The organism is Micromonospora chalcea (genome assembly GCF_002926165.1).
Lineage (GTDB): Bacteria > Actinomycetota > Actinomycetes > Mycobacteriales > Micromonosporaceae > Micromonospora > Micromonospora chalcea.
Map to the genome: position 1 here is coordinate 12,870 of NZ_MAGP01000108.1, position 14,129 is coordinate 26,998.

13 protein-coding genes and 1 tRNA gene are annotated in these 14,129 nt (G+C 72.5%); 3 read left to right on the plus strand and 11 right to left on the minus strand.

Features of this window, described 5'->3' with window-relative positions; genetic code table 11:
* Nucleotides 1–4 precede the first annotated feature (4 nt).
* From glmU to BAW75_RS13485, 4 genes are all read right to left on the minus strand, one after another.
* Nucleotides 5–1,510, minus strand: coding sequence for a bifunctional UDP-N-acetylglucosamine diphosphorylase/glucosamine-1-phosphate N-acetyltransferase GlmU (glmU, locus tag BAW75_RS13470; RefSeq protein WP_208635245.1), 1,506 nt, complete (start codon nucleotides 1,508–1,510; stop codon nucleotides 5–7).
* 63 nt (nucleotides 1,511–1,573) lie between these two features.
* Nucleotides 1,574–1,645: transfer RNA gene (locus tag BAW75_RS13475), tRNA-Gln, on the minus strand.
* A 15-nt stretch (nucleotides 1,646–1,660) separates the two neighbouring features.
* Nucleotides 1,661–2,413 carry a helix-turn-helix domain-containing protein gene (locus BAW75_RS13480; RefSeq protein ID WP_104113783.1) on the minus strand — a complete coding sequence of 251 codons (753 nt, stop codon included), beginning with the start codon at nucleotides 2,411–2,413 and terminating at the stop codon, nucleotides 1,661–1,663.
* Nucleotides 2,406–3,254, minus strand: a complete 849-nt coding sequence (locus tag BAW75_RS13485) for a helix-turn-helix domain-containing protein (RefSeq protein ID WP_104113784.1) — start codon at nucleotides 3,252–3,254, stop codon at nucleotides 2,406–2,408. The genes BAW75_RS13480 and BAW75_RS13485 overlap by 8 nt, the downstream gene beginning before the upstream one ends.
* Nucleotides 3,255–3,323: 69 nt before the next feature.
* Here BAW75_RS13485 and BAW75_RS13490 point away from each other — a divergent pair, with 69 nt between their 5' ends.
* Nucleotides 3,324–4,001 carry a TetR/AcrR family transcriptional regulator gene (locus BAW75_RS13490; protein WP_174534858.1) on the plus strand — a complete coding sequence of 226 codons (678 nt, stop codon included), beginning with the start codon at nucleotides 3,324–3,326 and terminating at the stop codon, nucleotides 3,999–4,001.
* Between the two features lie 24 nt (nucleotides 4,002–4,025).
* On the opposite strand, the gene BAW75_RS13495 is transcribed toward BAW75_RS13490, so the two are convergent.
* The 6 genes from BAW75_RS13495 to BAW75_RS13520 form a co-directional block, all read right to left on the minus strand.
* On the minus strand, nucleotides 4,026–4,493 hold the full coding sequence (locus tag BAW75_RS13495; RefSeq protein ID WP_104113785.1) for a DUF4383 domain-containing protein: 468 nt from the start codon (nucleotides 4,491–4,493) through the stop codon (nucleotides 4,026–4,028).
* A gap of 114 nt (nucleotides 4,494–4,607) precedes the next feature.
* Complete coding sequence (locus tag BAW75_RS13500) at nucleotides 4,608–5,063, minus strand: DUF4383 domain-containing protein (protein WP_104113786.1); 456 nt, start codon at nucleotides 5,061–5,063, stop codon at nucleotides 4,608–4,610.
* Nucleotides 5,064–5,160: 97 nt separating this feature from the next.
* Nucleotides 5,161–6,960: an ABC-F family ATP-binding cassette domain-containing protein gene (locus tag BAW75_RS13505; RefSeq protein WP_104113787.1), complete on the minus strand. Its 1,800-nt coding sequence runs from the start codon at nucleotides 6,958–6,960 to the stop codon at nucleotides 5,161–5,163.
* 63 nt (nucleotides 6,961–7,023) lie between these two features.
* Nucleotides 7,024–7,977 (minus strand): 4-(cytidine 5'-diphospho)-2-C-methyl-D-erythritol kinase, encoded by a 954-nt coding sequence (locus tag BAW75_RS13510; RefSeq protein WP_104113788.1) that lies wholly within the window; start codon nucleotides 7,975–7,977, stop codon nucleotides 7,024–7,026.
* A gap of 84 nt (nucleotides 7,978–8,061) precedes the next feature.
* Nucleotides 8,062–8,931: a 16S rRNA (adenine(1518)-N(6)/adenine(1519)-N(6))-dimethyltransferase RsmA gene (rsmA, locus tag BAW75_RS13515; RefSeq protein WP_104113789.1), complete on the minus strand. Its 870-nt coding sequence runs from the start codon at nucleotides 8,929–8,931 to the stop codon at nucleotides 8,062–8,064.
* A 78-nt stretch (nucleotides 8,932–9,009) separates the two neighbouring features.
* Nucleotides 9,010–9,915 carry a TatD family hydrolase gene (locus BAW75_RS13520; protein WP_104113821.1) on the minus strand — a complete coding sequence of 302 codons (906 nt, stop codon included), beginning with the start codon at nucleotides 9,913–9,915 and terminating at the stop codon, nucleotides 9,010–9,012.
* Between the two features lie 81 nt (nucleotides 9,916–9,996).
* Between BAW75_RS13520 and BAW75_RS13525 the strand changes: the two genes are divergently transcribed.
* Both BAW75_RS13525 and BAW75_RS13530 read left to right on the plus strand, forming a co-directional pair.
* Nucleotides 9,997–11,241: a hypothetical protein gene (locus BAW75_RS13525; RefSeq protein ID WP_104113790.1), complete on the plus strand. Its 1,245-nt coding sequence runs from the start codon at nucleotides 9,997–9,999 to the stop codon at nucleotides 11,239–11,241.
* Between the two features lie 61 nt (nucleotides 11,242–11,302).
* Entirely contained in the window at nucleotides 11,303–12,154 is an 852-nt protein-coding gene (locus tag BAW75_RS13530; protein ID WP_043326820.1) for an alpha/beta fold hydrolase, read from the plus strand.
* A 57-nt stretch (nucleotides 12,155–12,211) separates the two neighbouring features.
* On the opposite strand, the gene metG is transcribed toward BAW75_RS13530, so the two are convergent.
* Complete coding sequence (gene metG / locus BAW75_RS13535) at nucleotides 12,212–14,014, minus strand: methionine--tRNA ligase (RefSeq protein WP_043330658.1); 1,803 nt, start codon at nucleotides 14,012–14,014, stop codon at nucleotides 12,212–12,214.
* Between the last annotated feature and the right edge of the window lie 115 nt (nucleotides 14,015–14,129).

The window sequence follows — 14,129 nt, forward strand, 5'->3', positions numbered from 1 at the left end:
GGAGTCAGTCACCTTCCCTTGCGGCTGCGCCCGACTCCGGCGCATCCTCACCGGCCCGCCGCGCCGCCTCCGCGGCCTCCGTGCCGGCCCGCTTGCGCAGCACCCAGCCCTCCACGTTGCGCTGCTGGCCCCGCGCCACCGCCATCGCGCCCGGCGGCACGTCCCCGGTGATCACCGAACCCGCAGCCGTGTACGCGCCGTCGCCGACCCGCACCGGCGCCACGAACATGTTGTCCGCTCCGGTACGCGCGTGGCTGCCGATGGTGGTGTGGTGCTTGCGTACCCCGTCGTAGTTGACGAAGACGGTGGCCGCGCCGATGTTGCTGTGGTCGCCGATCGTCGCGTCCCCCACGTACGACAGGTGCGGCACCTTCGAGCCCTCACCGATCGACGTCTTCTTGGTCTCCACGAACGTGCCGACCTTCGCCTTGCGGCCCAGCCGCGACTCCGGCCGCAGGTACGCGTACGGCCCCACGCTGGCCTCCGGCCCCACCTCGGCGCCGAGCGCGTGGGAGCGCACCACGCTCGCGCCCGCGCCCACCACCGTGTCCACGAGCGTGGTGTCCGGGCCGACGAGCGCGCCCGCGCCGACCACCGTGGCGCCCTGGAGCTGCGTGTTCTGGTCGATCACCGCATCCCGTTCCACGGTCACCGTCACGTCGATCCACGTCGTGTGCGGGTCGAGGATGCTGACCCCGGTACGCATCCAGCCCTCGTTCACCCGGTCCCGCAGCAGCCGCCGCAGCGCGGACAGCTCCACCCGGTCGTTGCAGCCGAGCGTCTCCACGTGGTCGGCGGCGCAGTGCACCGCCACCGGCTCCCCGGCGTCGCGCAGCAGCGCGAAGACGTCGGTCAGGTACTCCTCGCCCTGGTCGTTGTCGGTGGAGAGCTTGCCCAGCGCCTCCCGCAGCCGGGCCACGTCGAACGCGTAGATGCCCGCGTTGATCTCCCGCAGCGCGCGCTGCTGGGGCGAGGCGTCCCGCTCCTCCACGATCTGCTCCAGCCGCCCCTGCACGTCCCGCACGATCCGGCCCAGGCCGGTCGGGTCCGGCACCTCGGCCGCCAGCACCGTCGCCGCCGCGGCGGCGTCCTCGTGCGCCTCGACCAGCGCCTGGACCGTCTCCGGCCGCAGCAGCGGCACATCCCCGTTGATCACCACGACGGTGCCGGTCGCGTCCGGCACCGCGTCCAGCGCGATGCGGACGGCGTGCCCGGTACCGAGCTGGCGCTCCTGGAGCACCGGCGTCGCCGCCGGGGCCACGTCGGTCAGGTGCGCCCGGACCTGGTCGGCGCCGTGGCCGACCACCACCACGGTGCGGTCCGCGCGCAGCGGCCCGGCCGCGGCGAGGACGTGACCGAGCAGGGTACGGCCGAGCAGTGGGTGCAGCACCTTGGGCAGGGACGACTTCATCCGCTTGCCCTCACCGGCGGCGAGCACGACAACGGTGCGGAGGTGGGGCTGGGACACGACGTGGCTCTCCCGTCGGGACGGCGACAGTCTCGCGGTCATGCTAACCAGACCAGCGGGCAGGTTGCCGCGTACCCCAAGAAGGACGCCTATACCTGGAAATTGCTCGGCCGCCAGGATTCGAACCTGAAACACAAGAACCAAAATCTTGGGTGTTGCCAGTTACACCACGGCCGAAGGGACGCAGACAGCTTAGCGGGTGTCGTCCGCCTCGGGAGGTCTCGGATCGGGGGCAGACGCCGCGACCATGCCCTCCACCGCGCCGGTCATCCACAGGTACAGGTCGCGCGACCGAGGCACTCTCACGACGAGACATCCCCGATACTCCGCCCCGACATTGGTCCGCGTGGTCCGGGGACTGTGTCTCTTCAGCGTCGGCCGCTGGAAGCAACCGAAGTCCACGCCCAGCTCGGCCGCCCACCATCGGCCGGCCGCCTCGGCGTCCGCGTTCTCGTGGATGGCCACGCGATACCTCAGCTCCTGGCGGCTTCGCCCTGTCGTCTCGACGAAGCGGACGAACAGTTCCACCAGGCGGATGTCGCTGTTGGTGAACGTCAGGTCGTATCGGGGGTTGCCCGGTTTGCTCTTCGTGCCCTCGCACATGTAGAGCACCGCACCGACGAGTAGCAGTTCCCGCGGCGCGAGCACCCCGACCCACTCGGCCGCCCGTCTCTGCGCCTCGCACTCGTCCGCCTCGCGCAGCGTCCGCTTCTTCGCCCAGCTGAGCGCCCGCCGCGCCCCGGCCGCACGACGGCGTTGCGCCGCGGCGCCCGAGGAGACGTCGAGCGGTATGTGCCTCACCCAGCGGTAGGCGGTCGACTTGGCGACGCCGAGCCGGCCCGCGATCTCGTCGACGGTGCAGCCCTCCTCGCGCAGCCGAATTGCGACGCCCTTCAGCGCCGCACCCCGACCACGGCCACCGGTGGCATCCGGTTGATCACTCATCTCGCCCCTGTTCCACCGCGCGCCCGACTCCGGTCATCACGCCCTCGATGCGCCAGTAGAGCCACCGGCTGCGCGGAACGGTGATCACCAGGCAGCCGCGGTAGTCCGCGCCGTTGTTCCGCCGCACCGTCGCCGGATTGTGCCGTTTGAGGGTCGCCCGACCGAACCGCTCCGGCGGAAGAGCCAGCCGTTCCACCCACCAGCGTTCCGCCGCCGCGACATCGGCGGACTCGTGGATCAGGAGCCGATAGGCCGGCCCGTCGCGTTCGATGCCGCAGCAGGCCAGGAACGCGAGGAAGAGGGCGAGCAGCCCGGGATCGCTGTTGACGAACTCCAACCGGCCCTGGGGCCGCCAGGGCTTCGACTTGGCGCCCTCGCACCAGTAGATCGCGGCGCCCAGCATCAGCAGATCCCGCTCACCGAGCCCGCCGACCACCCCGGCGGACCTGGCGTGTTCCGCGGCCTGCGCGGCGTCCCGCGACTCCCGGTACGCGCTCCAGCGCGCCTCCGTCATCGCTCGTGAATGGGCACGTCGCCGCTCGGCCGTCGCGTCGTCCGGGTTCAACGGCAGGTGCCGCACCCACTGGTACGCGGTCGACTTCGCCACGCCGAGCTGCTCCGCGATCTGGTTGACGGATCGGCCGGCCGCCCGCAGCCGCAGCGCCTCAGCGCGGGCGTCGTCGCGCGCACGGGGCCGGCGGGTCCACTCCGGCGGCGGGATGCCGCGCAGCAGCGCGTACACCCGATCGCGGCCGATGCCGAGGCGGGCCCGGATGTCGGCGACGGAGAGCTGCTCCTCGACGCGCAGGCGGCGCGCCTCGGCGGCGAGTGGGTCGACCATGGACAGAACTTAGAACGTACGTACGACAACCAGGCGTCCGGTCGGACCGCGTACGCCTCGCCTGGCAGGATGGGGCGGGTGACCGACGTTCCCGGCAGTGACCGCGCCCGGCGGCGGCCCGCGCCGGCGGCGAAGCCGTCCCGGGTGCGGATGTCCGCGACGCAGCGGCGCGAGCAGTTGATCTCGATCGCCCGGCAGATCTTCGCCGAGCGCGGCTTCGACGCGACCTCGATCGAAGAGGTGGCGGCGCGCGCCAAGGTGTCCAAGCCGGTGGTCTACGAGCACTTCGGCGGCAAGGAAGGGCTCTACGCGGTGGTGGTGGACCGGGAGGTCCGGGCCCTGCTGGACCGGATCACCACTGCGCTGACCGCGGGCAATCCGCGGGAGCTGCTGGAGCAGGCCGCGTTGACGCTGCTGACCTACATCGAGGAGGAGACCAGCGGGTTCCGGGTGCTGGTCCGGGAGTCGCCGCTGATGTCGGCGACCGGCAATTTCAGCAGCGTGATGAACGACGTGGCGCACCAGGTGGAGCACATCCTGGCGGGCGAGTTCTCCATCCGGGGGTACGACCCGAAGCTCGCCGAGCTCTACTCCCAGGCTCTCGTGGGCATGGTGGCGTTGACCGGGCGCTGGTGGCTGGAGGTGCGCAAGCCGCGCAAGGAGACGGTGGCGGCGCACCTGGTGAACCTGGCCTGGAACGGGTTGTCGCACCTGGAGTCGAAGCCCGGGCCGATCCCCCGGGGCTGACGCCGCGTCAGCGCAACAGCCGCGTCAGCGCTCGCCGATCGGGTGGTAGCGGCGCTGCCGTTCCTCCTCGGCGTGCTCGGCGGTGCCGACCTTGTCGTACAGGCCGGTGGCGAGCAGGACCAGCCCGAACAGCAGCGAGACGATGACCGTCGACATCGAGAAGTTGAGGAAGTTCGCCGAGGTCTGCAGCACCGACATCATCAGGATGCCGGTGACCAGGAAGACCACCCCGGCGGTGAGGTTCATGTAGTGGCCGAGGTTGTTGCGGCGGGACGCGCCGACCAGCAGGACCGCGCCGAAGACGACCGAGACCAGCGAGAAGGCCAGGTTGGTGCGCAGGCCCAGCGCCCAGTTGCTGCCCCGGCCGAACAGTCCCTCGCCCCAGGTCAGGAAGACGCCGTAGACGCCGAAGACCAGGATGTAGAGGCCGATGAGCCCGGACAGCACCCGGTAGAGGGGCCGCGCGGGGTGGTTCACCGGGAAGTGCGCCATGGTGCCCTCCAGCCGTGGGACTGATTCGGGGCAATTGTCGCCTGGGTTGTCCGTTCACGTCCGGAAAACACCGAAGGCCCGGCGCGCCGCGCCGGGCCTTCGTGGGAGGAGGGGTCAGAGCACCAGGCGGGCCTTCTGCCACGCCTCGTGCTCCTCGTCGGAGCCGACCTTGCTGTACATGCCGGCCATCAGGAGCACCAGCGCCAGGGTCAGGACCACGACGTCGGTCATGATCGAGAAGTTGAAGATGTTGACGTCGGTCTGCAGGAACGCCAGCGAGCCCAGGCCGATCACCATCAGGGTGTAGGCCAGCCACTGGTTGATCGCCACGTCGAGGTTGCGGCCGATCGCGGTGCCGACCAGGATCACCACGCCGACGAGCACCGACACCAGCGAGAACGCCATGTTGGTGCCCTGGCCGAGAACCTTGGTGTCGTCCTGGCCGAAGAAGTCGCCACCGGCGCTGGCGATGACGCCGAGGCCGCCGAAGACGACGAAGTACAGACCAACGATCCCGCCGATCGCCCGGTAGATCGGCCGCGCGGGGTGGTTGACGGGGGTGTGGGCCATCTCTGCGTCTCCAAAAGACCGTTCGGACGAGGGTTCCACCGGTGATTGTCCCGTACGCCGGTCAGTGACGCCGCACACCCCCCACCCCGGCGGCAGGTCAGCCGCCCGGCAGCTCCTCGGCCAGGGTCAGCCAGGTCTCCTCGGTGCGGTCCCGCTCGGCCCGTACCTCCTTGAGCTGTGCGTCCAGCTCGGCGACCCGGGCGTAGTCGGTGGCGTTCGCGGCGAGCTGCTCGTGCAGGGCCGCCTCCTTCTGTTCCAGCTTGGCGATCTGCCGTTCCAGCCGGTTGAGTTCCTTCTTCGCGGTGCGTACCTCGGCGGCGGACATGCCCTCGCGGGCCGGCGCCGCGGTGGCCGGGGTGAGGTCGGCGGGCGCCGGGCCGCCGGCCGCGGCGGCGCGCGCCAGGTACTCGTCGACGCCGCCGGGCAGGTGCACCAGCCGGCCGTCGCCGAACATGCCGTACGCGACGTCGGTGACCCGCTCGATCAGGTAGCGGTCGTGGCTGGCCACCACGATCGTGCCGGGCCACGAGTCGAGCAGGTCCTCCAGCGCGGCGAGCGTGTCGGTGTCCAGGTCGTTCGTGGGCTCGTCCAGCAGGAGCACGTTGGGTTCCCCGGCGAGCAGCCGCAGCATCTGCAGGCGGCGGCGCTCGCCGCCGGACAGGTCGCTCACCGGGGTCCAGAGCCGCCGGTCGTCGAAGCCGAAGATCTCGGCGAGCTGGGAGGCGCTGATCTCCCGGTCGCCGAACTGCACGCGCCGGGCCACCTCCTCGACGGCTTCCAGCACGCGCAGGTGGCCGGGGAGTTCGGCGAGTTCCTGGGACAGGAACGCCGGCCGGACGGTCTGCCCGGCGGCGAAGCGCCCGCCGTCGGGGCCGGTCACCCCGGCGAGCATCCGCAGCAGGGTGGTCTTGCCGGCGCCGTTGCGGCCGAGGATGGCCACCCGGTCGCCGGGCCCGACCTGCCAGGTGGTGTCGTGCAGGATCTCCTTCGGGCCGGCGTGCAGCCGCACGTGTTCGAGGTCGTACACCTGCTTGCCGAGCCGGGCGGTGGCGAGCCGTTGCAGCGACATTGTGTCGCGGGGTTCCGGGACGTCGGCGATGAGCGCGTTCGCCGCGTCGATGCGGAACTTGGGCTTCGAGGTGCGCGCCGGCGCGCCGCGGCGCAGCCAGGCGATCTCCTTGCGGAGCAGGTTCTGCCGGCGCGCCTCGGTGGCGGCGGCCACGCGCTGCCGCTCGACGCGGGCGAGCGTCCACGCGGCGAAGCCGCCCTCGTACGCCCGGACGGTCTGGTCGGCGACCTCCCAGGTGGTGGTGCAGACGGCGTCGAGGAACCAGCGGTCGTGGGTGACCACGACGAGCGCGCCCTTGCGGGTGACGAGGTGGCGGGCCAGCCAGTCGACGCCACCGACGTCGAGGTGGTTGGTGGGCTCGTCGAGGACGAGCAGGTCGGCGTCGCGGACCAGCAGCGCGGCGAGCGCGACCCGGCGGCGTTCCCCGCCGGACATCGGGCCGACCGGCGTGTCCAGGCCGAGGTGGGGCATGCCGAGGCCGTCGAGGATGGCGCGCACGCCCGCGTCGCCGGCCCACTCGTGCTCGGCGCCCATGCTCTCGCCGAGCCAGGCGGTGCCGAGCACCACGTCCCGCACGGTGAGGTCGGGGGCCAGGTCCAGGCGCTGCGGCAGCCAGGCGACGCGCAGGTCACGGCGGTGGGTGACGCGGCCGTCGTCGGGTTCCTCGGTGCGGGTGAGCAGCCGCAGCAGCGTCGACTTGCCGGCGCCGTTGAGGCCGACCACGCCGACCCGGTCGGCGTCGTCGAGGCCGAGCGAGACGTCGGTGAGCAGCGGCCCGGCGGCGCCGTACCCCTTGGACACCCGGTCCAGGTTGACGATGTTGGCCATTCCCCACCTTTCACGACTCAGGCGTCCCGGGGCCCGGGACGCCTGAGTCAAGGGTACGGGGCGTCAGACCACGCGGGCGCCGGCGACCGGTCCGTGCGCGACGCGGAACTCCCGGCACACCCCGGCGGCGGTCAGTTCGGCGGCGATCCGCCCCGCGTCGGCCTCGCCGGCGGCGAGGAAGACGCAGGTGGGGCCGGAGCCGGAGACGATGCCGGCGAGCGCGCCGGCGGCCTCGCCGGCCTTGAGCGTCTCGGCCAGCGACGGGCGCATGGTCAGCGCGGCGTCCTGGAGGTCGTTGCCGAGCGTGGCGGCGAGGACCCGCGGGTCGCGTTGGCGCAGCGCGGCGAGCAGCGCGTCGGTGCTGCCCAGCGGGGTGCCGGCGGCCCCGGCGTCGCGCAGCCGGTCCAGTTCCCGGTAGGCGGCCGGGGTGGACAGGCCGCCGTCGTGGATCGCCACCACCCAGTGCCAGGAGGTGGGGCGGGCCAGCACCGGGCTGACCGCCTCGCCGCGGCCGGTGCCGAGCGCGGTGCCGCCGTGGATGAGGAACGGCACGTCGGAGCCGAGGTCGGCGGCGATGCCGGCCAACTCGTCGCGGGACAGCCCGGTGCCCCAGAGCGTGTCGCAGGCGACCAGCGCGGCGGCGGCATCGGCGCTGCCGCCGGCCAGCCCGCCGGCGAGCGGGATCTGCTTGCGCAGGTGCAGCCGGGCGTGCGGGGCGACGCCCGCGTAGCCGGCGAGCGCGTGCGCGGCGCGCAGCGCCAGGTTGGTGTCGTCCAGGGCCAGCTCGCCTGCGCCCTCGCCCTCCATGGTGAGGGTGAGCGTGTCGCCGCGCCGCGCGGTCAGCTCGTCGTAGATGGAGATCGCGTGGTAGACGGTGTTCAGCTCGTGGTAGCCGTCACGCCGCAGCGGTCCCACCCCGAGATGCAGGTTGACCTTGGCGGGCACCCGCACCTTGACCGGGCCGCTGGCCCCGCGTCGCTGCCCGTCCTCGTCCTCCGGTCGCCATGCCTCGGTCACCGGGTGAGCTCCCCTGGACGCGGGCGGATGTCGAACGGCTTCTGCACGGTCAGCTCCTCGGCGGGGTCGGGCAACGGCGCCAGCCTACTGCTCGGCGGCGGAGCCGTCGGGGGCCGACGCGGCGATGGCGGCGAACTGCTCCACGGTGAGCGATTCGCCGCGTGCGCCCGGGTCGACACCGGCCGCGGCGAGCGCGGCGGCGGCCCGGTCCGCGCCGCCGGCCCAGCCGGCCAGGGCGGCGCGCAGCGTCTTGCGGCGCTGGGCGAACGCGGCGTCGACGACGGCGAAGACGGCCTTCCGGGGTACGTCCGGCCGGGGCGGTTCGCGCCGGGTGAAGGCGACCAGGCCGGAGTCGACGTTCGGCACCGGCCAGAACACGTTCGGCGGGACCTTGCCGGCGGCCCGGGAGCGGGCGTACCAGGCGAGTTTGACCGACGGGATGCCGTACACCTTGGAGCCGGGACCGGCGACGAGCCGGTCGGCGACCTCCTTCTGCACCATCACCAGGCCGTGCCGCAGTGTGGGCAGCTCGGCGAGCAGGTGCAGTACGACCGGCACGGCGACGTTGTAGGGCAGGTTCGCCACCAGCGCGGTCGGCGCCGGGTCGGCCAGGTCGGCGGCGGTGACCCGCAGCGCGTCGGCCGGGTGGACGGTGAGCCGCCCGGCGGCCTCGCCGGCGAAGCGGGCGGCGGTCTCCGGCAGCGCGGCGGCGAGCGCCGGGTCGAGTTCCACGGCGTGCACGTGCGCGGCGACCGGGAGCAGGGCGAGCGTGAGCGAGCCGAGCCCGGGGCCGACCTCCAGCGCCACGTCGTCGGGGGTGAGTCCGGCGGTGGTGACGATGCGGCGCACCGTGTTCGGGTCGTGCACGAAGTTCTGGCCGAGTTTCTTGGTCGGCGTGACGCCGAGGCGCGCGGCGAGTTCCCGGATCTCCGCCGGGCCGAGGAGTCCGGTCACGCCCCGTAGCGTAAGCGCCCCCGCCCGAGGGGAAGGAAGGGCCCCTTCTTAACGCCTCGCGATATGGAGGGGCCCTTCTTAACGCCACGGGCCGAACGCGCGCTCACCGTTGGTGGAGATGGCGGCGCAGAGGGTGTCCAGGTCGGCGCCGGTGGTCTCGGCGAGGAAGCGGACGGTCAGCGGGATCAGGTACGAGGCGTTGGGCCGTCCCCGGTGCGGCATCGGGGTCAGGTACGGCGCGTCGGTCTCCACCAGCATCTGCTCGGGCGGGGTGACGGCGGCGGCCTCGCGCAGCGCGGCGGCGCTGCCGAACGTGACGGTGCCGGCGAAGCTGAGCAGGAAGCCGCGCCGGACGCACTCGCGGGCGAAGTCGGCGTCGCCGGAGAAGCAGTGCATGACCACGGTGTCCGGGGCGCCCTCGTCGTCGACGACGCGCAGCACGTCGGCGTGCGCGTCGCGGTCGTGGATGACCAGCGCCTTGCCGTGCCGCTTCGCGATGGCGATGTGTGCCCGGAAGCTCTCCTCCTGCGCGGCCCGCCCCTCCTCGCCGGTACGGAAGAAGTCCATCCCGGTCTCGCCGACGCCCCGGACCCGGTCCCGGCCGGCGAGCGTCTCGATCTCGCGCTGCGCCTCGTCCAGGTCGGCCAGCCGGGGCGCCTCGTTCGGGTGCAGCGCGACGGTGGCGAGCACCGCTGCGTACCGGTCGGCGACGTCGGCGCCCCACCGGGACGAGTCGACGTCCACGCCGACCTGGACCAGCCGGTCCACGCCGGCCCGGGCGGCGACGGCGATCGCGGCGGCCACCGGGTCGTCGCCGGAGGCGCCGCCCGGCGGTGTGCCGAACTCGCCGACGGTGATGTCGAGGTGGGTGTGGCTGTCCGGCACGGGTACGGGCAGCGGCTCGGGTGCGGGCGGGAACTCCCCGGCCCGGCGGGCGGCGCGCTGCTTGCGGGTCTCGGTCTGCTCGGTCATCGCGGCCAGCATCACACACCGGCGCGGGCCGGCGTTCCCGGACCGCCACCGGCCGTTCACACGCCCCACATCTGGCGGGCTTAGCGTCCCGGAGTGACAGTCACCGACCATGCCGGTGGGCCCGCCTCCGACCGGGCCGGGTTGCGCGTGACGTACGCCGGCCGGGTGCACCCGGCCGAGGAGATCGCCCGGGGCGCGGCGTACGAGCTGTTCAGCGCCGACGAGGCGCCCGGCTTCGAGTGGTGTCCCCGGCCCGGGGGCGGCTATCCGTGGCGCCGGTTCGTGCACGCGACCGAGGTGGACGCGGTGCACGGGGGCCCCGGGACGGCCGACGAGACGGACGCGCCGCTGCTGATGCCGGTGCACCGGGACCGGGGTTGGGCGTACGTACACCGGCTCAGCCAGCAGCCGGGGGCGGCGGGTGACCCGACGCTGGCCGCGGTGCGGGCCTCGGCGGTGATCCGGCCGGGCACCCGGATGGTGAAGGTGCTCTCCGCCCGGCAGCTCGCCGGCTACGTGCGGGGGTGGCTGCCGCACGGCTTCTGCTACCGGGAGCACGACGTGGCGCACCTGCGGACACCGGCCGGGATGGCGGTGCTGCGGGGCGACTCCGAGGGCGGTGACGTGGCGTACGCGCTGCGCTGGCGGGCCGCCGACCCGGCCGACTACGACGTGCCGGTGGGCGAGGCGCACCGGGGGCTCATGGCGTTGCCGCCCCGGGACCGGCTCGGGCCGCCGGTGCTGGGCACCGGGTTCGTGCCGAGCAGCGCGCAGCTCGTGCCGGAGTTCGTCACCCGGGAGTTCGCCGACCTGCCGATGCCGGCGAACGCCACACTGCTGGCCTACCCGGCCGAGGGGGTGGAGGTGGTGCTCTACACCTACCAGGCGGAGCAGCGGGGCTGGCTGCGCCTGGCGGGTCCGCAGTGGCGGCAGCTGCTCGCCGCGGTGCCCGGCCTGGCCGCCGATCAGGAGTACGTGCCGACCGGCGAGGCGCCGCGCTCGACCCGGCTCGTCGGCACGTACGCGGGTTCGGAGTACGAGGCGGTGGCCGACCAGCCGGGCGGGTTCCGGGTGCTGGCGATGACCCGGGCGGCCCGCTACCCGGTGGACACGGCGGCCCGGCGGCTGCGCACGGCGACCTGGCGCGGGACGCCGTGCCTGGTGCTGCGGGAGGAGGGTGGCTGGCTGCGGTTGCGGCTGCGCCGCCCGGATCCGGACGCGGTGGCCGCGACCGGCGCTCAGTGTCTGGAACGCGGCGTGTACGAGGTCTGGGCGCCCGGCGGCGAGCTGACCGACGACCGGGTGGTGGACCTGCCCTATCCGGCCCGGCACGAATAGACGGGGGCAGGTCGGGAAGCCGTTGGGGTCCGAGAAGCCCGCGCTGAGGGGGAATCCCGACATGCCTTTCGTCACCGTCGGTACGGAGAACTCCGCACCCATCGACCTGTACTACGAGGATCACGGTTCCGGTCAGCCGATCGTGCTGATCCACGGTTTCCCGTTCAACGGGGCGACCTGGGAGAAGATGAGCGGTCCGCTGCTGAACGCCGGGTACCGGGTGATCACGTACGACCGGCGTGGGTTCGGCAACTCCGCGCAGCCGGCCATGGGCTACGACTACGACACGTTCGCCGCCGACCTGGACGTGTTGATGACCGAGCTGGACCTGCGCAACGCGATCCTGGTCGGGCACTCGATGGGCACCGGTGAGGTGACCCGCTACCTGGGCGCGTACGGGTCGGACCGGGTGGACCGGGCGGTCCTGCTGGCCCCGTTGGCACCGTACCTGCTGAAGACGCCCGACGACCCGGAGGGCGTCGACAAGAGCATGTTCGAGGGGTTCCAGAAGGCGATCATCCAGGACCGGTTCGCCTACCTGACCCAGTTCTGCGACGCGTTCTTCAACGCCAGTGAGAACCGGGGGAAGCTGGTCAGCGACGAGGCGTACCACGCGCACTGGCAGATCGGCGCGCAGGCGTCGGCCAAGGGCACCCACGACTCGGTGGACGCCTGGCAGACCGACTTCCGCGGTGACCTACCGAACATCGACGTGCCGGTGCTGATCATCCAGGGCGACAAGGACAACGTGCTGCCGTTCCCGGTGACGGGCCAGCGGCTGGTGAACATGCTGTCCGACGCCAAGCTGGTCACGCTGAAGGGTGCGCCGCACGGCACGCCGTGGACCCATCCCACCGAGGTCAACAAGGCCATCATGGAGTTCATCGGCAAGCCGAGCATGGCGACCGCCTGACCCGGCGGACGACCGCGGCCCCGGGGGAATCCCCGGGGCCGCGGTTCGCGCGTGTGCTCAGCCGGCCAGGCGGGCCAGCTCCTCCTCGACGATGGACGGGTCGAGCTTGCGGAACACCGGCTTCGGCGCCGCGAGCGGCCGGCCCACTTCCAGGGGTACGGACTCCCAGCGCGCCCCGACCGTGTAGTCACCGGTCAGCACCGGGTACGACGGCCCGCCGTCGAGGTCGTCGACCTCCTCGATCACCGGCATCGGGGCGTGCGTGCCGGTGCCGCCGAGCAGCTCGTGGATCTTCTGGGCGGAGTGCGGCAGGAACGGGGTGAGCAGCGTGTTGGCGTCGCTGACCACCTGGAGGGCGACGTGCAGGATGGTGCCCATCCGGGGCTTGTCGTCCTCGCCCTTGAGCTTCCAGGGCGCCTGCTCGGAGAGGTACTTGTTGGCCTCGGCGACGACCTTCATCGCCTCGCCGATGGCCTGCTTCTGCCGGTGCCGGGCGATCAGGTCGCCGACGGTGGCGAAGCCCGCCTTCGCGGTGTCCAGCAGCGCCTGGTCGGCCTCGGTGAGCCCGGCCGGGTCGACCGGCGGGACGGCGCCGAAGTTCTTCGCCGCCATCGACACCGACCGGTTGACCAGGTTGCCCCAGCCGGCGACCAGTTCGTCGTTGTTGCGGCGCAGGAACTCGGCCCAGGTGAAGTCGGTGTCGTTGCTCTCCGGGCCGGCCACCGCGATGAAGTAGCGCAGCGCGTCGGCGTCGTAGCGCTCCAGGAAGTCCCGGACGTAGATGACCACCTTGCGGGAGGAGGAGAACTTCCGGCCCTCCATGGTGAGGTATTCGCTGGAGACGACCTCGGTGGGCAGGTTGAGCCGGCCCAGCTCGCCCGGCTCGCCGTCGCGGGCCCCCTCACCGGAATAGCCGCCGAGCAGCGCCGGCCAGATCACCGAGTGGAAGACGATGTTGTCCTTGCCCATGAAGTAGTAGGAGCGGGCGTCCTTCCCTTCCCCGTCCGCCGACCACCACTTGCGCCACGCCTCCGGGTCGCCGGTGCGGCGGGCCCACTCGATGGACGCGGACAGGTAGCCGATGACCGCGTCGAACCAGACGTAGATCCGCTTGTCCGGCCGGTCCCGCCAGTCGTCCAGCGGGATCGGCACGCCCCACTCCAGGTCGCGGGTGATGGCCCGGGGCTGGAGGTCGTCGAGCAGGTTGCGGGAGAACCGCAGCACGTTCGGGCGCCAGCCCTCGCGGTTGTCCAGCCACTGCCGCAGCGCGTCGGCCAGGGCGGGCAGGTCGAGGAAGAAGTGCTCGGTCTCGACGAACTCCGGCGTCTCCCCGTTGATCTTCGACTTGGGGTCGATCAGGTCGATCGGGTCGAGCTGGTTGCCGCAGTTGTCGCACTGGTCGCCGCGCGCGCTGTCGTAGCCGCAGATCGGGCAGGTGCCCTCGATGTAGCGGTCGGGCAGCGTCCGGCCGGTGGACGGGGAGATCGCGCCGGTGGTGACCTTCGGGACGATGTAGCCGTTGCGGTACAGGCCGGTGAACAGCTCCTGCACCACCGCGTAGTGGTTGCGCGTGGTGGTGCGGGTGAACAGGTCGTACGACAGGCCCAGCGCCCGCAGGTCCTCGGCGATCACCCGGTTGTAGCGGTCGGCCAGTTCGCGCGGGGTGACTCCCTCGGCGTCGGCCTGCACCTGGATCGGGGTGCCGTGTTCGTCGGTGCCGGAGACCATGAGCACGTCGTGGCCGGCCATCCGCATGTACCGGGCGAAGACGTCGGAGGGAACGCCGAATCCGGATACGTGGCCGATGTGGCGCGGGCCGTTGGCGTAGGGCCAGGCGACCGCGGCGAGAACGTGACTCATGAGCAGCAAGCCTAGTGATTGCGGTGGGCGGGCCGCGAACCAATGGGCGGCAGGCGCCGGCCGTACGTCCGATTTGTCGCCGACACGCGGCGTGAGCTTCACCGCAAGCCGGGCG